Raw genomic sequence first — 23521 nt, 5'->3', positions numbered from 1 at the left:
CCGGAGTCCGGCACCGGGAGGCCGTCGTGGGAGCCGTCATCGGGCTTCCGGCTAGAAGAGGCTCCCTCATTGGGTGTCATGCCCTGGCTGCGGGCTTTTCACCTCCCGGCCCTACAGCGGGCAGAGACAGGGACGGGCCGATGCCCTGGTCTTGAACGGGTCTCTGCGGCGGGGTCTTTGCCCTGATCTTGGCCGGGTCTTTCCCCGGCACATTACCGCCCGTAGGGTCGGAGGATGGGGGCCTCATCACTGGGCACTCTGCCTCCGGTCGGAGCACCGGCAGCGCGCAGCCTGCGCGACGCCGGATATTCGTCGCTGCGGGAGTTGGCGGACGCGGACCGCGGAGCTGTCCCGGTTGCACGGCGTCGGCCCCAAAGCGCTGCGCCTTATCGAAGAGGCCCTGAAGGAACACGGACTGGCGCTGCGGTAGGCGCGTTTCCGGTGGACCCGGAAAGGGGGGAGGCCGCGGCCTGCCCGTCACAGGGCAGGCCCCGGCTTCCCAACGCCCCGGTCACCGAGCCCCGTCAAGGCTCAGGCGTCAAGGCTCAGGCGTCGAGGCTCAGGCGTCGAGACAGGCCGGACCCAGCAGCACCTTCAGGTCCCCGAACAACGACGGCGTGGGGTTCACGCGCAGGTCAACGCCCAGCTTCATGACCTCCACGCTGCGCGATCCGTTGAGCCGGATCTGAACCTCGGACGTGCCCGGGTGGGTGCGGAGCACGTCCCCGAGCTGGGTCACCACGGTTTCCGTCGCCTTGTAGGTGGCCATGGAAATCACCACGGGGCCGGAGTGGCCCTCGCTGAGGTCCGGCACCGTCAGTTCCTGCGCGTTCAGGGTGACCGCGCCGTCGTCGCGGCGCTGCAGCCGCCCGCGGACCACCACAATCAGGTCCTCCGCCAGCACCGCTGCGATCGGCCCGTACACCTGCCCGAAGAACATGACCTCCATGGAGCCGGCCAGGTCCTCGATTTCACAGCGCGCATAGGCGTTGCCGCTGTTCTTGGCGATCCGGCGCTGCAGCGAGGTGATCATGCCGGCAATGGTGACAATGGCGCCGTCGGCCGGGCCTTCCTCGCCCACAATGTTCGTGATGGAGGAATCCGCGTGCTGGCTCAGGATCCCCTCGAGCCCCTGCAGCGGATGATCCGAGACGTAAAGGCCCAGCATGTCGCGTTCAAACGACAGTTTGTCCTTCTTTTCCCACTCCGGCAGGTCCGGGATCTCGATGCTGATCGAGTCCTCGGGTTCCTGGTCGGTGATGGCGGCAAAGAGGTCAAACTGGCCCACCGCCTCGTTGCGCTTGAGCACGACGACGGAATCGATCGCCTCTTCGTGGATCATGGCCAGCGGCCGGCGGGCATGGCCCATCGAGTCGAACGCGCCGGCTTTGATCAGCGATTCAATGGTGCGCTTGTTGCACACCACGGCAGGGACCTTCATCAGGAAGTCCTTGAAATTGGTGAACGCACCCTTTTCCTCGCGGGCGGCCACCATGGACTGCACCACATTGGCGCCAACGTTGCGGATTGCACCCATGCCGAAGCGGATGTCATTGCCCACCGGGGTGAAGTTCACGCTGGATTCATTCACGTCCGGCGGCAGCACCGTGATGCCCATCTTGCGGCATTCGTTCAGGTACATGGCCAGCTTGTCCTTGTCGTCACCCACCGAGGTGAGCAGCGCCGCCATGTATTCCGCCGGGTACTGCGCCTTCAGGTAGGCGGTCCAGTAGGACACCACCCCGTACGCGGCCGAGTGGGCCTTGTTGAAGGCGTAGTCGGAGAACGGGAGCAGGATGTCCCAGAGGGCCTTGATGGCTGCCTCGGAGTAGCCGCGGTCGATCATGCCCTGGTGGAAGCCGGCGTACTGCTTGTCCAGCTCGGACTTCTTCTTCTTACCCATGGCACGGCGGAGAATATCTGCCTGGCCGAGGCTGAAGCCGGCAACCTTCTGGGCAATGGCCATCACCTGCTCCTGATAAACGATCAGGCCGTAGGTGGTGCCGAGGATTTCCGCCAGCGGCTCCTCGAGCTCGGGGTGGATCGGAGTGATCTCCTGCTGCCCGGTCTTACGCAGCGCGTAGTTGGTGTGCGAGTTCGCACCCATGGGACCGGGACGGTACAGCGCGATGACAGCGGAAATGTCTTCGAAGTTGTCCGGGCGCATGCTCTTGAGCAGTGACCGCATGGGTCCGCCGTCGAGCTGGAACACGCCCAGCGTGTCGCCGCTGGCCAGCAGGTCGTAGGCGGGCTTCAGGTCCAGCGGCAGGTCCTCGAGGACCAGGTCCTCCCCGCGGTTGTTCTTGATGTTCTCTACGGCATCGGAAACGATCGTCAGGTTCCGCAGGCCGAGGAAGTCCATCTTGATCAGCCCCAGGCCTTCGCAGGTGGGGTAGTCGAACTGCGTGATGACCTGCCCGTCCTGGTCGCGGCGCATGATCGGGATGATGTCGATCAGCGGATCCGAGGACATGATGACGCCGGCGGCGTGCACGCCCCACTGGCGCTTGAGGCCCTCGAGGCCGAGCGCGGTGTCGAACACGCGCTGGGAATCGGGGTCGGTGCGCAGCAGTTCGCGCAGTTCCTCGGCCTCGCCGTACCGCTTGGCTTCCTTGTTGTGGACATCGGCCAGGGACAGGCCCTTGCCCATGACGTCCGGCGGCATGGCCTTGGTCAGGCGCTCCCCCACCGAGAACGGGTAGCCCATCACGCGGGAGGAGTCCTTCAGGGCCTGCTTGGCCTTGATGGTGCCGTAGGTGACGATCATGGCCACGCGCTCGTCGCCGTACTTCTCGGTGACGTAGTGGATCACCTCGGAACGGCGCCGATCATCGAAGTCGACGTCGAAGTCAGGCATGGAGACGCGGTCAGGGTTCAGGAACCGCTCGAAGATCAGGCCGTGCTGCAGCGGGTCCAGGTCGGTGATGCCCATGGCGTAAGCAGCCATGGAACCGGCACCGGAGCCGCGGCCGGGGCCGACACGGATGCCGTTCTTCTTGGCCCAGTTGATGAAGTCCGCCACCACCAGGAAGTAGCCCGGGAAGCCCATCTGCGCAATGATGCCCACTTCGTAGTCGGCGCGCTTGCGGACGGCGTCGGTGATGCCGTTCGGGTAGCGCCGGTGCAGTCCCGCTTCGACTTCCTTGACGAACCAGGACTCCTCGTTCTCCCCTTCGGGAGTGGGGAACCGCGGCATGTAGTTGGCGTTGGTGTTGAACTCGACGTCGCAGCGCTCGGCGATGAGCAGCGTGTTGTCGCAGGCCTCGGGATAGTCGCGGAAGATGGCGCGCATTTCGGCCGGGGACTTCAGGTAGAACTCGTCGGCGTCGAACTTGAAGCGCTTCGGGTCTGCCAGCGAGGACCCGGACTGCACGCAGAGCAGGGCGGCGTGCGCGGAGGCATCTTCGGCGTGGGTGTAGTGCAGGTCGTTGGTGGCCACCAGCGGCAGGTTCAGTTCCCGAGCCAGCTTGAACAGGTCTGCCTGCACGTTGCGCTCGATGTCCAGGCCGTGGTCCATGACCTCGCAGAAGAAGTTCTCGGCGCCGAAGATGTCGCGGAAGTCGGAAGCGGCCTGCACGGCTTCGCGGTACTGGCCCAGACGCAGCTTGGTCTGCACCTCGCCCGACGGGCAGCCGGTGGTCGCAATGAGGCCCTTGCCGTAGGTCTGCAGCAGGTCGCGGTCCATGCGGGGCTTGTAGAGGAAGCCCTCCAGCGAGGCCAGGGAGGACATCCGGAAGAGGTTGTGCATGCCCTCTGTGGTTTCGGCCCACATGGTCATGTGCGTGTAGGCACCGGCACCGGAAACGTCGTTCCGCCCGCCGTCGCCCCACTTCACGCGGGTCTTGTCCGCCCGGGCGGTGCCGGGCGTCAGGTACGCCTCGACGCCGATGATCGGCTTGATGCCGGCATTGCGGGCCTTGTTCCAAAAGTCGAAGGCTCCGAACACGAACCCGTGGTCGGTGGTCGCCACGGCGTTCATGCCGAGCTCATCGGCGTGGCTGAAGAGGTCCGTCAGGCGGGCCGCACCGTCCAGCATGGAGTACTCGGTGTGGTTGTGAAGATGGACAAACGATTTCGAAGAACTAGTTGCTGAAGCCACCGAACCATTCTAGGCCCGGCCGCCGCCGGCTTCGGACGGCGCGCCGCACTCAGACCGCCGCCGGCACCCGCTGCCGGAGCGCCGAACCCTGTCGGGTCCGGCTGCGGCGGTCCGGCACCTAGACGTCGCCGCGCTGCAGGGCGTCCAGTGCGTACTGCAGATCCTGCGGGTATTCGCTGAGAACTTCCACGCGCTCCCCCGACGCCGGGTGCGCAAAGGCGAGTTTCCGGGCGTGCAGCCACTGCCGGGTCAGGCCCAGTTCGGCCGCGAGTTTGGCCTCGGCACCGTAGGTGAGATCTCCGGCACATGGATGCTTGAGGGCGGAGAAATGGACACGGATCTGGTGCGTGCGGCCTGTTTCCAGGTGGACCTCCACCAGGGATGCCTTGCCGAAGGCCTCGAGCACCTCGTAGTGGGTGACGGACGGCCGTCCGCCTTCCAGGACGGCAAAGCGCCAGTCGTAGGACGGGTGGCGGCCAATCGGTGCGTCAATGGTTCCGCGCAGCGGATCCGGCAGGCCCTGGACCACGGCGTGGTACATCTTGTCCACGGTGCGTTCCTTGAAGGCCTGCTTCAGCACGTTATAGGCGTGCTCGGTCTTCGCCACGACCATGGCACCGGACGTACCGACGTCCAGGCGGTGGACTATGCCCTGCCGCTCCGGCGCACCCGAGGTGGAGATGCGGTAACCGGCGGCGGCCAGCCCACCCACGACGGTGGGTCCCACCCAACCGGGAGACGGATGCGCGGCAACGCCCACCGGCTTGTCAATGACGACAAAGTGCTCGTCATCGGCCAGGATTTTCAGACCCTCGACCGGTTCGACGACGACGGCCAGCGGATCCCGCTGTTCCGGGATGTCCACGTGGACCTTGTCCCCGGCAGCCAGGCGGTCGGATTTGCCCAGCGGACGCCCGGACATGCTGAAGTAACCGTCAGTGAACCACGTGGCGGCGGTTGAGCGCGAGACGTCAAGGAGCTTGGCCAGGACGGCATCGGCACGTCCGCCGTCGGCCTCGTCCGGGATCTGCAGCACGGTATGGATCTCGTTCATTATTTGTCTTCGCCGTTCTTGGTATCTGGTGCACCCGTTTCCCGGGCCTCGTTTTCCTGTCCGCCGTCCTGCGGTGAGGCGGTGTCGCCGGGTGCGGTGTTCCCGGCTGCACGGTCGCTGGCTGCGGTAGTCGCTGCTGTCTCGTCCCGGGGTGCATCGCGCTTGCCGTCAAGGCCCGTTCCGCGGAGGGTCAGCAGGCAGACCAGGATCACGCCGCTGACGACGCAGGAATCCGCAATGTTGAAGATGGCGAAGTTCGGCAGTGCGATGAAGTCCACCACGTGGCCCTGGCCGAAGGACGGGGCCCGAAACAGCCGGTCCGTGAGGTTGCCCAGAGCGCCGCCCAGGACAAGTCCCAGCGCGATGGCCCAGGAAAGGGAACGCACCTTCAGCATGAGGTACACCAGGAAACCGCTCACAGCCACCATGATGATCGTGAAGACCCATGTGTAGTCGGTCCCGATGGAGAAGGCCGCACCCGGATTCAGGATGTAGTGCCAGCGCAGGACCGGGGGCAGGACATCAGTGACCTGGCCCAGCGTCATCGTGTTTTCCACCCACAGTTTGGTCAGCTGGTCGAACACCAGCGCCGCTGCGGCGCAGGCCAGCATAATCAGGGCGTATCCGGACCAGGCCGGACGCACGTGTGAGCCGGGACGGCCTTCGGGGGCGGCAGCCGCAGCTTCCTCGGATGATTTCGTCATGTAGCTTTCTTCGTCATGGTGCTTTCGCAGGTGTGCCGCGCCGCAGGACGCGCCCGGACATCAAAAACAACGGGCCGGCTGGCCGGGGCGTCCCGGCCAGCCGGCCCGTGCTTTATCTCAGTTTAGTCCACCCGTGCTGCCACGGGCTGTTCGGGTTACGCGTCGGCGGTCTCCGAAGCAACGGAACCGCGGGCGTCGAGGTCCCGCAGCTGGCCTTCGATGTAGGCCTTCAGGCGTGCACGGTAGTCGCGCTCGAAACCGCGCAGCTGCTCAACCTTGCGCTCCAGGACAGCCTTCTGCTGTTCCAGGTTGCTGAGGATCTTGCGGCTCTTGTCCTGGGCTTCGGTAACGAGGCCGCTGGCTTCAATCTGTGCTTCTGCAATGATCTTGTCGCGCTGCTCGACACCGGCACCGACGTAGTCGTCGTGCATCTTCTGGGCCATCGCCAGAATGCCGGCGGCAGTCTCGGTGTTGCTCACTGCAGCCGGAGCGGCAGCAGCGGGAGCAGCAGCAGTCGGGGCCGGAGCCGGAGCTTCAACCTTCGGCTCTTCAGCCTTGGCAGCCGGAGCCTTGGGCTCCTCGGCCTTGACGGGCTCGGGCTTCTTTTCTTCCTTGACCGGCTGCGTGACCTCGTCGGTCTTGGCGGCAGCTGCGGAGACCGGAGCGGGAACGGAGCTTTCGCCGCCCTTTCCGGCGACGCAATCCGCGAGCTGCCGGCGCAGGTCGTCGTTCTCTGCGGTCAGGCGGCGAAGCTCAACGACGATCTCATCGAGAAAATCGTCGACCTCGTCCTGATCGTAGCCCTCACGGAACTTGGTCGGCTGGAACCGCTTATTAACAACATCTTCTGGCGTCAGAGCCATCTGGTCACCTCACACTGGTTATAAGATTCGCCTGCGAGTCAAGCAGACGGTTCTACGTACAGAATAACGAACATACAAATCTAAGGAGTCTTATTCTTTTTCACAGTATATCTTTCGGGTGCGGAAGACTAACCGGACCCGGAGCAGCCGCAGTGCCTACAGGATGAGGCTGGCGACGATAGACCTGGCAATGGCAACCACGATGAACAGCACGATGAAGGCCAGGTCCAAGGAGATGCCGCCGAGCCGCAGCGGAGGAATGAACCTTCGCAGGAGCCGGATGGGCGGGTCCGTTGCGCCGTAGATCACAGAGGCAAGCACCAGGGCGGGCCCCTTCGGGCGCCATTGGCGGGCAAATATTTGGACAGCGTCATAAACAATCCGGAGCAGCAGGGCAAAATAAAAGAGCACCAGCAGCAGATACAACAGGGAAAAAATAATACTCACGCGTGTGGTTTCGTTTCCGGGGAAGCCGCAGCAGCCCGCAGTGTCCCCGCCGAGGCGGGGATGCGGTCAGCTCTGGTTGAAGAATGCCGACTGGGACTCGCTGACCTTTTTGTCATCCCCGAGCACCTCCACGTACGAAGGCGACAGCAGGAACACTTTGTTGGTCACGCGTTCAATGCTACCGCGGAGTCCGAAGACGAGGCCAGCGGAGAAATCCACGAGGCGCTTGGCGTCGGCTTCCCCCATGTCGGTGACGTTCATGATCACGGGGATGCCGTCGCGGAAACTCTCGCCGATGATCTTGGCGTCGTTGTAGGAACGGGGATGGACGGTGGTGATCTGGCGCAAGCCAGCCACTTCCTCTCGGGATGACGGAGCTCGTTTGATCGGCGTTACCGGCGCCCGGTACTCCTCGACGGCGGTGCGGGTTGCCGGTGCCGGTGCCGAGACCGGTTCGACGTCCCTCTCGGGACGTTCGGTGCGCTCGAATTCGGGGGTGAATTCCTCGCTGCGTGCCGGGGCATCCCGCTGGCTCTTCGGCTCAGGCTCGTAGTGCTCGTCACCGTCGGCGAGCCCAAGGTAAATCATTGTCCTGCGCATTGCGCCAGCCATGGTTGCTCCTTCTAGAACTTCAGCGCCGTAGCACCCGTCCCTCGCCATATGAGGAACTTTCCTCCATTAGACGCTACCGCACCGCGGGCCGTGGCCCGAGAATATCGGAACCGATGCGCAGGTGTGTCGCCCCGCAGGCCAATGCTGCTTCCAGGTCTCCGCTCATTCCGGCCGAGATGCCGGCGGCTTCCGGATGCGTTTCCCGGAGCTCGAGGGACAGGGACCGGAGCCGGCCAAAAGCTTCCAGCGGGTCACCCTCCAAGGGTGCCACCGCCATCAGCCCGGCCAGGCGCAGCCCTTCAGTCGCCGCTGCAGCATCGGCAAGCGCGGGCAGCTCCGCCGGGAGCACTCCCCCGCGGGACGGGCCGGACGTCGCTCCGGCCCCTGGCGCACCCGCGGAAGGATCCCGCAGGTCCACCTGCAGGAAAACATCCAGGTCCTCCCTTGGCGGCATTCCGGCTGCGGCTAGTCGCTGCTGTTCGGCAGCCATCGCCTTGCCCAGGGCACCGACGAGCGAGGGCCGGTCCACGGAATGGACGGCTTTGGCATAGCGGACCACGGATTTGGCCTTGTTGCTCTGCAGCTGGCCGATAAAGTGCCAGGACAGTCCCAGTGACGCCGTTTGGTCGGCTTTGGGTGCCGCTTCCTGGTCCTTGTTTTCGCCGACATCAGTAACGCCCAGTCCGGCCAGCAGCTCAACGTCACTGGCCGGGAAATACTTCGTGACCACTATCAGCGTGGGCGCGGAGTCCGAGGGAGCGGCCGCCCGGATGCGGCCGCGGACGCGGTCAAGGCGCTCGGCAAGCTCTGCGGCCCGGGCGTTTCCGGAAAGGTTCAAAGTCATGAGGTGGTTCCTTGGATCAAAGACGGGCATGTCCCGCCGAAAGGTCGTGGCGGTCAGCTCAGCCAGACGAGCCCGGCGAAGCGGCCGGCACTGCTCGAGCGCCGGTGCGAGTAAAGGTCTGCGGACTCGAGGGTGCACCCGCCTACCCGGAGGGCGGACACCCCGAGGGCGGTCAGCTGGGCCTCGGCTCCGGCCGGAAGGTCAAGTGCCGGGGTGCCCGCGCGGGTGCGCGACCGCAGCTCCGGCATCTGACCGGCGGCCTCCTCCAGCATGGACTCGGGGACCTCGTAGCAGAGTCCGCAGACGGCCGGGCCGATCCACGCCCTGATCCCGTCGGCGCCGGCAGCCTGCATCCGGTCCACGGTGTTCGCGAGGATCCCGCCGAGCAATCCCTTGCGGCCGGCGTGGGCCGCGGCGGTAACAAGGCCGCCGTCCGGCTTTCGGCCGGCCAGCACAACGGGAACGCAGTCTGCCACCATGACCGCCAGCGGCGCCCGTCCGTCGGGGCTGACGAGGGCATCAGCGGTGGGGCCGGCCGCCGAAGAGGTTTCCCCGGCGGCCAGCGCCACGTCGGCGGAATGAATCTGGTTCATGAACCGCAGGGATCCGCCGGGGACCCCCATCGCCGTTTCCAGGGCGGCCCTGCGCTGAAGGACTCGGGCCTGATCATCCCCGACATGCAAAGCGAGGTTGCCCGCCTCCGTATTGGTGAACGCGACCGTCAGGCCGTCACCGGCCTGGGTCTGCCACCAAAACATTGTCGAACAACCTCGCTGCTGCCGGGCGTTCCGAACTATTGTCCGGACCGGGTGTTACTTCAAATAATGCTGCTTACTTCAGGAAATCAGGAACATCCAGGTCATCGTTGCGGCCCGTGGACAGGTCCGATTCAACGACGGCCGGCAGGTCAACGTCGAAGCCGGCGTCTGCCGGAACGTCGCTGTGCTGGTTCGAGCGCTGCGACCAGGCCGACAGTCCGGCGGAAGCCGGTGCTGCGCCCGCGTAGCCGCCGACGGCCGGTGCGGTGGCCGGCGGTGCTGCGGGTTCGGCCGGCTTGTGCGAGACCGGCTGCGACGTGACATCCACCTGGTCGAAGCCGGCGGCGATGACCGTGACGCGTGCTTCATCACCCAGGGCATCGTCAATGACGGCACCGAAGATGATGTTGGCTTCGGGGTGGGCCACTTCCTGTACCAGGCGTGCGGCTTCGTTGATCTCGAACAGACCCAGGTCGGATCCGCCCTGGATTGAGAGCAGGACGCCGTGTGCACCGTCAATGGAGGCTTCGAGCAGAGGAGAAGCTATTGCCAGCTCGGCAGCCTTGACGGCCCGGTCCTCCCCTCGGGCGGAACCGATGCCCATGAGCGCCGATCCGGCACCCTGCATCACGGACTTCACATCGGCGAAGTCGAGGTTGATCAGGCCGGGAGTGGTGATCAGGTCGGTGATGCCCTGGACACCGGACAGCAGCACCTGGTCAGCGGAGCGGAACGCATCCAGCATGGACACGTTGCGGTCGCTGATGGACAGCAGGCGGTCGTTCGGGATAACGATCAGCGTGTCGACTTCGTCGCGCAGCGTATCGATGCCTGATTCCGCCTGGTTGGAGCGGCGGCGGCCTTCGAAGGTGAACGGACGCGTGACCACGCCGATGGTCAGGGCACCCAGTGAACGGGCAATGCGGGCCACGACGGGCGCACCGCCGGTACCGGTGCCGCCGCCCTCGCCTGCGGTCACGAAGACCATGTCAGCCCCGCGCAGGACTTCCTCGATCTCTTCGGCGTGGTCTTCGGCGGCCTTGCGGCCCACCTCGGGATCCGCACCGGCGCCGAGGCCGCGGGTCAGCTCACGGCCGACGTCGAGCTTCACGTCGGCGTCGCTCATCAGCAGCGCCTGCGCATCGGTATTGATCGCGATGAACTCCACGCCTCGGAGTCCTACGTCAATCATCCGGTTTACGGCATTCACGCCACCGCCGCCGATGCCGACGACCTTGATGACGGCCAAGTAATTCTGCGGTGCTGCCACGTCCTGTGTCCCTTGTTCGAATCTGTGCAACTGATCATTGGGTGGCCGGGGAATCCCCCGGCCGAAAAACCTTGAACCTTACGTCCAACCTTCAAGTCCAGACCCTAAGCCTCTAGTTGAAGGTTATAGTTATGTCAAGTAATCCTCTACCTGTGACGCTATGGGGCTAAATCTCGTTCTGCAATTACCTCTGCCGCGTGTCGGATTTTTCTTTCCCGCAGGAGGGAAATATCACCGTGTAACCGGCGCGCTCGGGGTGCTGACGTCGAAGACCTTGACCGGCGGATCCTTGGGCGGCATCTGCAGCAGTGCCTCCAGAGCCCGCGCCTTTGCCACGTTGGATTCGGCGCTCCCCCAGAATACCTGCTGCCCGTTCAGCAGCTGAAGCTGCACCGAGTCCACCGAGGACGCCGAGGCATGGTCGAGCTGCGTCAGCACGCCGGCGGGCAAAACGGACAGAACGGAGGTGACGGTGCTGAACACTGCACTGTTGACCGCTTCGGTTCCGCCGTCGATGAGCGGCAGGCGGGCATCGGCCCGGTTGGCTGCAGTGCCGATCTCCCGTCCCTCGTCGTCAATGAGCAGGAAAGTCTCGCCGCTCTGCAGGACAGCCACGGGAACCCGTTCCGCAAGCGTCACCACGATTTCCGACGGCGGCTGCGCCACGACGCCCACGCCCGCAACTTCCGGCCGGTCCGCCAGGAGCGCCGCGACGTCGTCGTCGTCAATCGTCGTCAGGGGCTTGCCCATAAGCGGCTGCAGGGCACGGTGGACTTCGTCGGTGGTCAGCAGCGAATTGCCCTGCACGGTGATGGTCTTCAGCGCCAGGGCAGGCGACAGGAACAGGAATGCCAGAAAGGCCCCGAGCAGGACAAGGCCGGTGAGGACCGAAACGAGCAGCCACCGGCGGCGGCGGCGGACGGGAGGTTCCGGAAACGCCAGCACCGTGGCGGTCACTACGTCGCCGCCGTTTCCGCCGGATCCCGAGCCGGCACGGGAAGTCCCTGCCGGAGTGCCGTGGAAGGATGCGCGGTCTGCCCCGCGGTGCGGACCGCCGGTCCGGTACACCGGATCGCCGCTGTGTCCCCCGGAGCGGCGGACGTTGTCCGCGCCGCGGGAGGGCTTTCCCGGACGGATCGGGTCCACGGCGGGCCGGCGCGGTTTCCTGCTACCCACGGCTGTCGCCCGCGGACGGGGATCCGGACGCGGATCCGGAAGAGGCTGCGGGCTCGGGCTCTGCGGAACCGCCCGTTCGGGCAAGTTCCTGCACCAGGACGGGACCAAACCGGGTCACGTCTCCGGCGCCCACGGTCAGGATGATGTCGCCCTCCTCGGCCCGGCGGCAGATGTCCTGCACGGCGCGGGCGGCGTCGGGGGCGTATCCGCCGGGCCGGTGCACGCGCGAGCTGATCAGCTCGCTGGTGACGCCGTCCACGGGGTCCTCCCGTGCAGCATAGATGTCCAGTACGGTGGCGCTGTCGGCCAGTTCCAGCGCTGCAGCAAACTCCCCGGCAAAGGCCAGCGTCCGGCTGAACAGATGCGGCTGGAACAGGACGTGCACGCGGTGCTCCCCGGCAACCGTCCGCGCTGCCTCCAGCGCGGCCACGAGCTCGGTGGGGTGATGGGCGTAGTCGTCAAAGACCCGGACCCCGCGCACGGCGCCCTTCGCTTCAAAGCGCCGGGCTGCGCCGGAGAACACGGAAAGGCCGGCCGCGGCCCGTGCCGGATCCACACCCAGTCCCAGCCCCACGGTAAAGGCTGCGGCTGCGTTGCGGATGTTGTGGGCCCCGGGAACCAGAAGCCTCAGCTCCTGCTCGCATTCCAGTCCGTCAAGGCTGAAGCGGAGCAGGGAGACGGAACCGCTGGCCACCGGCCGGGTGTCCGTGATCCGGATGTCGGCGTTCTCGCTGTAGCCGTAGGTGCGGACCCGTGCCGCGCCGGAGCGCTGCACGACGTCGGCGGCGCCGGGGTCGTCTGCGCAGGCCACCAGCAGCCCGTCCGCGGGCAGAAGCCGGACAAAACGGTCGAAGGAGGCGAAAACCGCTTCTTCTGTGCCGTAGTGGTCCAGGTGGTCTGCCTCCACGTTGGTGATGACCGTGATCCGCGGCAGGTAGTTGAGGAAGGACCCGTCGGATTCATCCGCCTCCGCGACAAACACGTTGCCGCTGCCGTGCGCTGCATTCACGCCCAGTGCGGCAACGTCGCCGCCGATGGCGAAGGACGGATCCAGCCCCGCTTCGCGCAGCAGGACGGTCACCATCGCCGTGGTGGTGGTTTTTCCGTGCGTTCCGGCGACCGCCACCACGTCCTGGGTGCCCATTGCCGCGGCAAGGGCCACGGAACGGTGAATCACCCGCAGGCCCAGGGAGCGCGCCGCAGCCAGCTCCGGGTTGTCCGGGCGAATGGCGGTGGAAATCACCACGGTGTCGGCGTTGTGGACGTTGGCGGCATCCTGGCCGACGAAAACATCGGCACCGAGAGCTTCCAGGGCACGGAGGCCGGGCGAGTCGCGGGAGTCCGAGCCGGAGACGCTGACGCCCTGCCCGATCATCACCCTGGCAACGGCGGACATTCCCGCTCCCCCCAGGCCGATGAAGTGCACCCGTCCGAGGTCCGGCAGTTTCGGGGTGCTCATGCGCGTGACCTTCCGTTCGCGTCAAGAATGAATTGGGCCATCTGCCGGTCGGCGTCGCGGATACCGCGGGCGGCTGACGCCGCTGACATTTTGTCCAGGGCCGCCGGATCGGCCAGCAAAGGTATCAGCTTGTCCGAAATCCACTCCGCTGTGAAGAGTGAGTCCGAAACGAGCAGTGCTCCCCCCGCTGCGGCGAGTCCGGCACCGTTCAGCGCCTGCTCCCCGTTGCCGTGGGGCAGCGGCACCAGGACCGCCGGAAGACCCACGGCACTGATTTCACACACCGTGCCGGCACCGGAGCGGGCCAGCAGCAGGTCGGCGGCGGCGTAGGCCTGTTCCATGCCGTCCACGTATTCAACCTGGTGGTAGCGGGGAGCGGTCAGCAGTGCCCCCTCGCCCGTGCGCAGCTGCTTGCCGCGGCCGGTGATGTGCAGGGTCTGGATCCCGGCTGCCGCCAGGGCGGGCAGGGCTTCTTCCACGGCGCGGTTGATGGAGGCCGCGCCGGAGGAGCCGCCCGTTACCACCAGGGTGGGCAGATCCGGCTCCAGGCCGAGCGCCGCACGGGCACCGGGGCGTGCCTGGTCGCGGTTGAGGCCGGAGATCTCCCGCCGCATGGGCATGCCGACCTGCCGTGCGCCCGGAAGGCGCGTCTCGGCGAAGGCGGTGGCGACGACGTCGGCGAAGCGGGCGCCGACCCGGTTGGCCAGGCCGGGGCGGGCATTGGCCTCATGCACGATAATCGGCAGCCTGCGCCGGCGCGCAGCCAGGTAGACCGGGGTGGAGACGTAACCGCCCACGCCCACGACGACGTCGGCGTCTGCCTCGTCGAGGATGTTCCCGGCCTGGGTCACCGCGCGCAGCAGCCGTCCGGGCAGCCGGAACAGATCGGCGCCGGGCCTGCGGGGCATGGGCACGCGGTCAATAACGGCCAGTTCGAAGCCGGCTGCGGGAACCAGCCGCGTTTCCATTCCCGCGGCGGTGCCCACAACCTTGATGCGGGCCTCGGGCGCGGAGTCCCGGACGGCGCCGGCCACCGCAAGGAGCGGGCTGATGTGCCCGGCGGTGCCGCCTCCGGCAAGGACGAGGGACAGGGGACGTTGCGTCATGGAGCTGATGGTTCACTTTCGTCAAAGATTGTGTTCAGGGACTTTTCGGGCGAAGGACAGCAGGACGCCGATGGCGGCCAGCGTGAAGGTCAGCGACGACCCGCCGTAGGAGATGAAGGGCAGCGGTACACCGATCACGGGAAGAAGCCCGGTCACCATGGCGATATTCACGAAGGCCTGCCCGATGATCCAGACCAGGATGGAGCCGCAGACGATCCGGATGAACGGATCGGTGTGCCGCATGGTCATCCGGATGGTGGCTACGGCCAGGACGCCGAAGAGCAGGACAATCAGCAGAGTGCCCAGCAGGCCGAATTCCTCGCCGATAATGGCGAAGATGAAGTCGTTGTGCGCTTCGGGGATCCAGCTCCACTTCTGCCGGCTCTGGCCGATTCCCACGCCGAACCATCCGCCGGAGGCCAGGGCGTACATGCCGGCATTGGCCTGGTCGCAGACTCCTCCCCCGCAGTCCAGCTTCAGCCACGCGCTGATTCGGCTGGAGCGGTTGCTGCTCACCATCGACATCAGCACCGCAGCGCCGGCTCCGAGACCCACCAGTGCGGTGAGGAAACGCAGCGGGGAGCCGGCAAAGAAGAGCGCCGCGATCATGATCATGCCCATGATGATCACGGTGCCCAGATCCTTGCCGAGCATGACCAGCCCAATCAGCACCAGTCCGCCGGGGAAGACCACGGGAACCAGGGCATGCTTCCACTGGGTGATCAGCTTCTGTTTCAGGGAGAGCACCGAAGCGAACCAGACGGCCATGGCCAGCTTGGCGGCTTCGGAGGGCTGGCCGCCGATCGGACCCAGTTCGATCCAGTTCCGGTTGCCGTTGACCTCCTTGCCGATGCCGGGAATGAAAACCAGCAGGAGCAGCACTACGGCCAGGCCCAGCAGCCACCAGGACAGCTTCTTGTAGGCCGCCGGACCCAGGCGTGACAAGCCCAGCATGGCCGCGACGCCCAGCCCGGCAAACATGGCCTGCTTGAGGAAGAAGTTGAAGGTGCTGGTGACGGATTCCCCGGCCGAGGCCGCGATGGATTCCACCGAGGACGCTGACAGCACCATCATCAGCCCGATGGCTGTCAGAGCCAGCGAGGCGCCCAGGATCGTGTAGTAGGCGGATCCGGTGGCTTTCCGGCGGCTGCCTTCAAGAAGGACAATGCCGCGCTCGAAGAGCGAGGGCTTTTTATCCGGGTCGACGGGGCCGCGGGGCTTGCGCTTGGAGCCCGCAGATTCGGGTGCGTCCGACGACGGCGCAGCCGCCCGGCCCGGTGCTGAGGGACCGGTGCCGGCGGACGCCGCAGCGGGGCGGTTGGAGCGGAGGACAGGCTTACGGGGCTTCCCTGAGGACGTAGTGACCATCTAGGGCTCCTTAGTAGTCTGCGCCTGTCCTTCCACGTACCCGCGGACGGCCTCGATGAAAGCGTCTCCGCGGTGCGCGTAGGACGCGAACTGGTCCATGGACGCCGCTGCCGGCGCCATGAGGACGGTGTCTCCCGGCCGGGCCTGTGCGGCTGCGGCGGCGACGGCCAGGGCCATCACTTCCTCTCCGCGAACTGTCGGCCTGGAGGCGTGCCTTCCACCAGTGTGGGGCGGGACGGCATCAATCACCGGCACCTGCGGCGCGTGTCGTGACAGCGCCTCGCGGAGCGCGGAGGAATCGGCACCGATGAGGACGACGGCGCGCAGCCGGGCTGCGTGGGACCGGACCAGGTCATCGTATTCGACGCCCTTGGGCAGCCCGCCGGCAATCCACACCACCGGATCGAATGCCGACAGCGAAGCGGCGGCGGCGTGCGGGTTGGTGGCCTTGGAGTCGTTGACCCACAGGATGTCGTTGAGCCGGGCCACCGGCTGGATGCGGTGCTCCCCGGGAGCGTAGGCCCGCAGGCCGTCACGGACAGCCACGGGTTCGACGCCGTAGGCACGGACCAGGGCGGCGGCCGCCAGCGCGTTGGCCACCAGGTGCCGCGGCGCGTGTTCGCCCAGGTCCGCCAGGGATGCCAGTTCCGCGGCGGAATCCTTGCGCTGTTCAATGAAGGCACGGTCAACCAGGAGGTTCTCCACCATGCCGACCATGGAAACGGCAGGCATTCCGGTGGTGAAGCCGACGGCGCGGCAGCCTTCAACAACGTCCGCTTCTTCGACCATGTGCTCGGTCTCGGACTGTTCCGCGTTGTAGATGCAGGCGACGCGGGTGTTCTCGTAAATCTTGGCCTTGTCGGCCAGGTACGCGTCGTAGGACCCGTGCCAGTCCACGTGGTCCTCAGCGACGTTCAGGCACACGCTCGCCAGGGGGGAAAGCGAGGAGGACCAGTGCAGCTGGAAACTGGACAGTTCCACGGCAATGACGTCGTAGCCCTGCGGATCGCGGATGGCGTCCAGAATCGGGGTCCCCACGTTGCCCGCGGCGATGGCACGCAGGCCGGCGGCCAGCAGCATGCTCTCGGTCATCGACACGGTGGTGGTTTTGCCGTTGGTACCGGTGATGGTCAGCCATTCAGCCGTCTTGCGGCCCTCGCGGATCCGGACCCGCCACGCCAGTTCCACGTCGCCCCACACCGGAATGCCGGCGTCGGAGGCGGACACCATCAGCGGATGGAACGGGCTGAAGCCGGGAGAGGTAACCACCAGTTCGGCCGGTTCGCCCTCGACGAGCGGCAGCGACTCCGCATGGGCGGCGCCCAGCAGCACGTCGGCGGCACCCACAATACGCAGGGTGTCGGCCTTGGCCCGGTTCTCTTCGGTGTCCTTCGCATCGACAACCACTACGCGGGCGCCCAGTTCGATCAGGGTGTCGGCGGCCGAGAATCCGGACAGGCCGATCCCGGTAACAACCACGCGCAGGCCGCGCCACGGCGCGTCCCAGGTGGTCAGTTCATCCAGCCGCGGATTTGAGCTGCTCAATTCCCTACCACCCATTCTGCGTAGAAGAGGCCCAGGGCAACCGCTACGCACAGTCCGGCCACGATCCAGAACCGGACCACCACCGTAACCTCAGCCCAGCCCTTGAGCTCGAAGTGATGCTGCAGGGGTGCCATCTTGAAGACGCGTTTGCCGCCGCTGAGCTTGAAGTATCCAACCTGGATGATGACGGAGAGCGTGATGATCACGAACAGTCCGGCGAGGATCACCAGCAGCAGTTCGGTGCGGGACAGGATGGCGAATGCCGCGATGGCACCGCCGATCGCCAGCGACCCGGTGTCACCCATGAAGATCTTTGCCGGGGAGGTGTTCCACCAGAGGAAGCCCACCAGCGAACCGGCCAGGGCGCCGGCGAGCAGTGCCAGGTCCATCGGGTCGCGGACCTCATAACAGACGGCGCCGGAGTCGGGCGCGCCGCAGCTCTGGTTGGACTGCCAGATACCGATCAGGAAGTACGCGCCGAAAACGAGAATCGAGGCGCCGGCGGCCAGGCCGTCGAGCCCGTCGGCCAGGTTCACGCCGTTGGTGGTGCCGGTGATGATCAGGTTCGCCCACAGGATGAAGAGGATGGCCCCGATCAGGGTGCCGGCGAAGGCCAGGTCAATGCCGGTGTCCCGGATGAAGGAAATCTTGGTGGAGGCCGGGGTCCGGCCCTGCCCGTTGGGGAAGTTCAGGGCCAGGATGGCGAACGTGACCCCCACCAGGGTCTGCAGGATGATCTTGGCCTTGGCGTTCAGCCCCAGGCTGCGCTGGCGGGAGATCTTGGTGTAGTCGTCAATGAAGCCGACCAGCCCCATCCCCACCATCAGGAACAGGACCAGCAGTCCGGACGCCGAGGGCCCGAAGGTCCCCGGGTTGATGACGGGGCTGATCAGGTGGGTCAGGAAATAGGACGCCACCACTGACGCAACAATGACGGCGCCGCCCATGGTGGGCGTGCCGCGCTTCGTGTGGTGCGACGTCGGTCCGTCGTCGCGCACAAACTGGCCGTAGCTTTTCCGGACGAGGAACCGGATGAACAGCGGCGTGCCGATGAAGGCAAAGACCAGGGCCAGTGACGAGCCGATAAGCAGGGAAACCACTACTGGACGCCTCCGGCTTCCCCGGAAAGATCCGGGCTGGTGTGCTGCGGCCGTGATTCCGGCGGCATGGCGGAGGTTGAAGATGGGGCGTTCAAAGCTATCCGATCACCGAGGTAGCGCAGGGCAGCGCCGTTGGAGGATTTAAAGAGAACCAGGTCACCGGGTTCCAGCGAATCGGCGAGGATGCGCTCGGCGTCCTCGGCCGTTTCCACAAAAACGGATTCATCTCCCCAGGACCCTTCCATGACAGCGCCGGTGTGCATAGCGCGTGCACCGGTGCCGACCACGATGAGCTTGGAGATGTTCAGGCGGACCACGTAGCGGCCGACGGCGTCGTGCTCGGTGACCGAGGTATCACCCAGCTCGAGCATTTCGCCCAGCACGGCCCAGGTGCGCCGGCCCCGGCCCAGTTCGGCCAGGGTGCGCAGGGCGGCCCGCATGGATTCGGGGTTGGCGTTGTAGGCGTCGTTGATGACCGTAACGCCGTCCGGGCGGTCGGTGCGTTCCATGCGCCAGCGGCTGGCCGCTTTCTGGCCGGAGAGCCCGGAGGCAATCCGTTCGGCCGGAGCACCTGCGGCATACGCTGCGGCGGCTGCGGCCAGGAGGTTCGCAGTGTGGTGGGCTCCGATCAGCCCGGACTCCACCGGGTACTCGCTCCCGTCCGGGAACCGAAGCGTAAAGACGGGCCGGCCGAGGGCATCGGTGCGGGCATCCACGGCGCGCAGGGCGGATTTCGCTCCGTGCGCTTCCTCCGGTGATGAGGTGAAGTACAGGACGCCGACGTCAGTTCCGGCGCGTGCCGCCATGGCGGCGACACGGATGTCGTCGGCGTTCAGGACGGCGGTGCCGCCGGGCGCCAGTGCCTCGACGAGTTCGCCCTTGGCCCTGGCGATGTTTTCCACGCCGCCGAACTCCCCCGCATGGGCGGATCCGACGCAGAGGACGACGCCGATGTCCGGCTTGACCATGGACGCCAGGTAGTCGATGTGGCCCACTCCCGTGGCCCCCATCTCCACAATGAGGTAACGGGTGCCGTAGCCGGCGCCGAAGATCGTCAGCGGTACGCCGACTTCCCCGTTGTAGGACCCCACCGGGGACGTGGTTTCCCCTTCGGCGCGGAGAATCCCGGCCAGCAGGTCCTTGGTGGTGGTCTTGCCGGCGGAACCGGTGATGCCGATGACGGTCAGGGGTGCGTCGGCACGCAGCCGCCGCACGATGTCGCCGGCGATCGCACCCATGGCCAGGACGGCGTCGGGAACGAGGACGGCCGGATACACCGTCCCGGAGGGATCCGTCACCGGGCGCTCCACCAGGGCCAGAACGGCTCCGCGGGCAAAAGCTGCTTCGACGAAGAGATGACCGTCGGATGCTTCGCCGGGTTTGGCGATGAAGAGGGAGCCCGGAGAGGACTCCCGGGAGTCGGTTGTGGCCGAGTTCACGATCATGTCCGGAGCCTGTGCAGCTCCGCCGATCAGGTCGCCGCCCGTGATTACCGCTATGTCTGCTGCGCTAAGTTCAATCATGACGAATTAGGACTCTACCCCGTCGCCGGACAGCACAGGGAATCCGTACCTTGTCAAAGCCTGCCTCAGTTCTACGCGGTCGTCGAGGGCCACATTCACTCCTTTAACCTCTTGGAATACTTCGTGTCCCCGCCCTGCCACCAGCACCGTATCCTGCGGGCGGGCCAGCGCGACGGCGCGGTCTATGGCCGCGGCACGCGGCGCAAGTTCAAGGATTTCACATGGCAGTGATTCCGCTGTGCGGGCGGCGCGTGCTCCGGCCAGGACACCGGCGCGGATGGCGGCTTCGTCCTCGTCGTGGGGATCGTCGTCGGTGACAATCACCACGTCGGCAAGCCGGGCGGCGATTGCTCCCATCAGCGGGCGCTTGGTCTGGTCACGTTCTCCCGTAGCCCCGAACACGATGATGACGCGCGGCCCGGGCCCTGCGGCGGATCCGCCCGCTGCGTCCTCTTCACCGGTGCCGGGAGATTCCCGGCGCACGGACTGCAGGGTCCGTGCCAGCGCGTCCGGGTTGTGGGCAAAGTCCACAATCGCGGCGGGCGCCTCGCCCACCAGCTGCATCCGGCCGGGAACTTCCACGGTGAACGGGTCGCGGCGGTCCAGGGCTTCCTGCAGCTGTGCCTGATCGACCCCGGAAGCCAGCACCATGAGTGCTGCCAGCGCCGCATTGGAGACGTTGAAGGTGCCGGGCAGGCCGGTTCCCGCCTTCAGGACAGCGCCGCCGGGTCCGCGCAGAGTGAAGCGGTGGCCCAGCCCGGCGCGGACGACGTCGGTGACCCGCCAGTCAGCCTCGCCGGCGGTATCCTGCGTGGCCAGGGTCCACACCGGGACGGGGGCTTCGGCGGCCATCCGGATACCCCACTCGTCGTCGACGGTGATGACCGCGCGCTTAGTGCGCCCGGGGGTGAAGAGGGCGGCCTTGGCGGCGAAGTACTCCTCCATGGACCCGTGCAGGTCCAGGTGGTCCTGGGTCAGGTTGGTGAAGCCTGCGACGTCAAAAACGACACCGTCCACCCGCCGGTAGGAAATGGCGTGCGAGGAGACCTCCATGGCTGCCGCGTCCAGCCCCTTTTCCCGCATCAGGGCCAGCAGGCCGTGGACCTGGGGTGACTCGGGAGTGGTCAGGGTACTCGCGATGGGCTCCCCGCCGGCCAGGATTTCGATGGTGCCGATGAGCCCGGTGGTCTTGCCGAGGGCGCCGAGGAGCGAATTGATGAAGTACGTTGTGGTGGTCTTGCCGTTGGTGCCGGTGACGCCGAACAGCACGGGCGCGCTGCCGTCCTGCGGGCGGCTGCGGAAGACTGCGGCGGCCAGCGGCCCCACAAGGCGGCGGGGATCAGCCGTCACGTACACCGGGACCGGCAGCTGCCCCAGCTCGGCGGCACCGTCGGGGTCCGTCAGCACTGCCGCGGCACCGGCATCGGCGGCGGCCGGGGCAAAGCGTGCCCCGTGGTGGCGGGCTCCGGGCAGCGCGACGTACAGGTCGCCGGGGAGGACCTCGCGGGAGTTGATGGTGAGGCCGGTCAGCAGGACATCGTGCCCCCGGTCCGAAGCGCGGGCAGGCGTGATGCCGGGCAGTCCGCCGGACGCCAGGGCGTCGGTGGCTTCCCTGAGGGACACGGGCTCCTGTGCGGAGGGCCGCATCCCGCTTCCCGGACGGGGCGGATTGCGCTGATCACTTATAGGCACTGCATTGCTCCAGAGAATTGACGTGGTGCTCGTAAAAAGGAATGGTCCCGGTACCTTCAGCGGGCCGATGCGATCCGGAGGGCCGCCCGGACGCGGAGTCAGTACTCCACGGGGTACAGCTCCGGCGGCGAGTCGGACGGAGGTACGTTGCGGGTGGTCAATACCTGTTGCATGACTTTCTTGAAGGTCTTCCCCGGGTCGAGGACCTGCAGCGATCCCTCGGGGCGCTGCAGCGTTACGACGACGACGTACTGGGGATCGTCCATTGGTGCAATACCAGCATAAGAGAGTGTGTAGCCGTCGTATCCCCCGTTGGCAGGTGCTTCAGCCGTACCGGTCTTGGAACCGACGCGGTACTGCTCCAGTTTGCCGCCGGCGCCGGATCCTTCAGCGGTAACCGTCTCCAGCATGTGTTGGACTTCACTGGCCGTTTCCTCGGAAACCACACGGATGGGCTCGGCTTTTTCGTAGGGGGTTTCCGTGCCGTCGGCGGCGACGTAGCTGTCGATGATGCTCGGAGCCAGCCGAACGCCGTCGTTCCCGATGGTCTGGTAGACCATGGCCGTGTGCAGCGCCGTCTGGGCCAGACCCTGGCCGAAGAGCACCGTGTACTGCTGGCGGGTGTCCCATTCTTCCGGCTTCGCCAGGATGCCCACGGTTTCGCCGTTGAGCCCGGTGTTCAGCGGCTCTCCGAAGCCGAACTTGCGCAGCCAGTCGTAGCGCTGCTCGCGCGTCAGCTGCTGGCCGATCATGACCGTTCCGGTGTTCATCGACTTGGTCAGGATGCCGGCTGCCGTCATGTGCACAGTGCCGTGGTCGAAGGCGTCCTTGAAGGTCTGGCCGTCCACCGTATGGGTGGACGGAATCTCGAACTGCGACAGCGGCTCGATGATGCCCTCTTCCAGGGCAGCTGCCATTGTAATGACCTTGGTGGTTGAGCCCGGTTCGAAGGGCACCGTCACGGACAGCGGCTGCCGGGATTCGGCCGGGGTGAGCCCCGGGTTGTTCGGGCCCACCGTGGTGGATTCAGCCATGGTGATGATGCGGCCGGTGTCGACCTCGACCACCACCACGTTGCCCCACTCCGCGTTGTATTCCTGCACCTGGCTGGCAATGGTCTGCTGGGCGAACCACTGCAGGTCCTGGTCGATGCTGAGCTTGACCGAGTCGCCGTCAACCACCGGGGAGTCCTCGTTGGTGGCATAGGGAATGCGGATGCCGTCCCCGCCGATTTCGTACGTCTTGCTGCCGGGCTCTCCGGCCAGGATGTCGTCCTGCGTGAGTTCCAGGCCTTCCTGCGGGCCGTCCGTTCCCAGGAAACCAACGATTGATCCGGCAACGGCGCCGGAGGGATAGGTGCGCAGGGTGGTGCGGTCCGCGTAGATCCCGGGGAATTTGACGGCCAGGACCTTGTCCTTGATTTCCGGGGTCACGGTCTTGGCGACGAAATTGAAGGAGTTGTCTCCCAGCACGGAACCGCGGAGGGTCTCGGGGTCCTGCCCGAGGATCCCGGACAGCTCGTCGAAAGCCTGATCGAAGCTGATGTCTTCCAGGACCCCCTCGGCGTTGCGGCGGGGGTACTCCTGCTCTTCGGCGTAGTCGTGCGAAAGAGTCTGGTCCACTACTATGTCGAAACGCTCGACGCTGCGGGCCAAATAGTTGCCGTCCGAATCCAGGATGCTGCCGCGCAGGGGCGGAACTGTCTGGGTCGTCAGGCGCTTTTCGACGGCTGCCTCCGCCATGCCTTCAGGATCAACCGCCTGGACATAGAACAGGCGCACCCCGAGTACGGTCAGCATGACCAACGCCAGGATGAGCCCGGTCCGGAGCCTGCCGGTAACGATGGCTACCCTGTGGTTGTCCCTTCCGGAACCCCGCTCTTTTGCCACAACGTATCCTCG

The 23521-nt window shown here is 66.2% G+C and carries 18 protein-coding genes; all 18 read right to left on the bottom strand.

Translation table 11 applies throughout. From position 1 onward, the window contains the following. Positions 1-559: 559 nt before the first annotated feature. On the bottom strand, positions 560-4036 hold the full coding sequence (dnaE, locus tag M1D40_RS06560) for a DNA polymerase III subunit alpha (protein WP_461171018.1): 3477 nt from the start codon (positions 4034-4036) through the stop codon (positions 560-562). Positions 4037-4217: 181 nt separating this feature from the next. After that, positions 4218-5153: an RluA family pseudouridine synthase gene (locus M1D40_RS06555; protein WP_445818845.1), complete on the bottom strand. Its 936-nt coding sequence runs from the start codon at positions 5151-5153 to the stop codon at positions 4218-4220. After that, entirely contained in the window at positions 5153-5857 is a 705-nt protein-coding gene (gene lspA / locus M1D40_RS06550; protein WP_461170598.1) for a signal peptidase II, read from the bottom strand. Before lspA ends, M1D40_RS06555 begins: the two co-directional genes overlap by 1 nt. Before the next feature lie 155 nt (positions 5858-6012). Beyond that, positions 6013-6720, bottom strand: coding sequence for a DivIVA domain-containing protein (locus M1D40_RS06545; protein ID WP_341392580.1), 708 nt, complete (start codon positions 6718-6720; stop codon positions 6013-6015). Positions 6721-6876: 156 nt separating this feature from the next. Further along, positions 6877-7167, bottom strand: coding sequence for a YggT family protein (locus M1D40_RS06540; RefSeq protein WP_341392579.1), 291 nt, complete (start codon positions 7165-7167; stop codon positions 6877-6879). Positions 7168-7233: 66 nt separating this feature from the next. Beyond that, complete coding sequence (locus M1D40_RS06535) at positions 7234-7779, bottom strand: cell division protein SepF (protein WP_341392578.1); 546 nt, start codon at positions 7777-7779, stop codon at positions 7234-7236. Between the two features lie 73 nt (positions 7780-7852). Continuing rightward, the gene (locus M1D40_RS06530; protein ID WP_341392577.1) at positions 7853-8623 is read right to left on the bottom strand and encodes a YggS family pyridoxal phosphate enzyme; all 771 of its coding nucleotides are present in this window, start codon (positions 8621-8623) and stop codon (positions 7853-7855) included. A 53-nt stretch (positions 8624-8676) separates the two neighbouring features. After that, entirely contained in the window at positions 8677-9381 is a 705-nt protein-coding gene (locus tag M1D40_RS06525) for a polyphenol oxidase family protein (protein ID WP_461170597.1), read from the bottom strand. A 73-nt stretch (positions 9382-9454) separates the two neighbouring features. Beyond that, entirely contained in the window at positions 9455-10651 is a 1197-nt protein-coding gene (gene ftsZ, locus M1D40_RS06520) for a cell division protein FtsZ (protein WP_341392575.1), read from the bottom strand. Between the two features lie 231 nt (positions 10652-10882). Further along, on the bottom strand, positions 10883-11827 hold the full coding sequence (locus M1D40_RS06515; RefSeq protein WP_461170596.1) for a cell division protein FtsQ/DivIB: 945 nt from the start codon (positions 11825-11827) through the stop codon (positions 10883-10885). After that, entirely contained in the window at positions 11820-13286 is a 1467-nt protein-coding gene (murC, locus tag M1D40_RS06510; RefSeq protein ID WP_461170595.1) for a UDP-N-acetylmuramate--L-alanine ligase, read from the bottom strand. The genes M1D40_RS06515 and murC overlap by 8 nt, the downstream gene beginning before the upstream one ends. Continuing rightward, positions 13283-14392: an undecaprenyldiphospho-muramoylpentapeptide beta-N-acetylglucosaminyltransferase gene (gene murG / locus M1D40_RS06505; RefSeq protein WP_341392572.1), complete on the bottom strand. Its 1110-nt coding sequence runs from the start codon at positions 14390-14392 to the stop codon at positions 13283-13285. The genes murC and murG overlap by 4 nt, the downstream gene beginning before the upstream one ends. Before the next feature lie 21 nt (positions 14393-14413). Then, a complete protein-coding gene (gene ftsW, locus M1D40_RS06500; RefSeq protein WP_461170594.1) occupies positions 14414-15760 on the bottom strand; it encodes a putative lipid II flippase FtsW in 1347 nt (448 codons plus the stop codon). Continuing rightward, the gene (gene murD / locus M1D40_RS06495) at positions 15761-17320 is read right to left on the bottom strand and encodes a UDP-N-acetylmuramoyl-L-alanine--D-glutamate ligase (RefSeq protein ID WP_341392570.1); all 1560 of its coding nucleotides are present in this window, start codon (positions 17318-17320) and stop codon (positions 15761-15763) included. Continuing rightward, positions 17302-18405, bottom strand: coding sequence for a phospho-N-acetylmuramoyl-pentapeptide-transferase (gene mraY, locus M1D40_RS06490; RefSeq protein WP_341392569.1), 1104 nt, complete (start codon positions 18403-18405; stop codon positions 17302-17304). Before mraY ends, murD begins: the two co-directional genes overlap by 19 nt. Further along, on the bottom strand, positions 18405-19928 hold the full coding sequence (locus M1D40_RS06485; protein WP_461170593.1) for a UDP-N-acetylmuramoyl-tripeptide--D-alanyl-D-alanine ligase: 1524 nt from the start codon (positions 19926-19928) through the stop codon (positions 18405-18407). The genes mraY and M1D40_RS06485 overlap by 1 nt, the downstream gene beginning before the upstream one ends. 6 nt (positions 19929-19934) lie before the next feature. Next, on the bottom strand, positions 19935-21575 hold the full coding sequence (locus M1D40_RS06480) for a UDP-N-acetylmuramoyl-L-alanyl-D-glutamate--2,6-diaminopimelate ligase (protein ID WP_461170592.1): 1641 nt from the start codon (positions 21573-21575) through the stop codon (positions 19935-19937). A 143-nt stretch (positions 21576-21718) separates the two neighbouring features. Then, on the bottom strand, positions 21719-23509 hold the full coding sequence (locus M1D40_RS06475) for a peptidoglycan D,D-transpeptidase FtsI family protein (RefSeq protein ID WP_461170591.1): 1791 nt from the start codon (positions 23507-23509) through the stop codon (positions 21719-21721). Positions 23510-23521 lie beyond the last annotated feature (12 nt).

Source organism: Arthrobacter sp. Z1-15 (assembly GCF_054792395.1).
The sequence above is the reverse complement of the archived record's forward strand: the minus strand, read 5'-3'. Positions and strand labels throughout refer to the sequence as shown.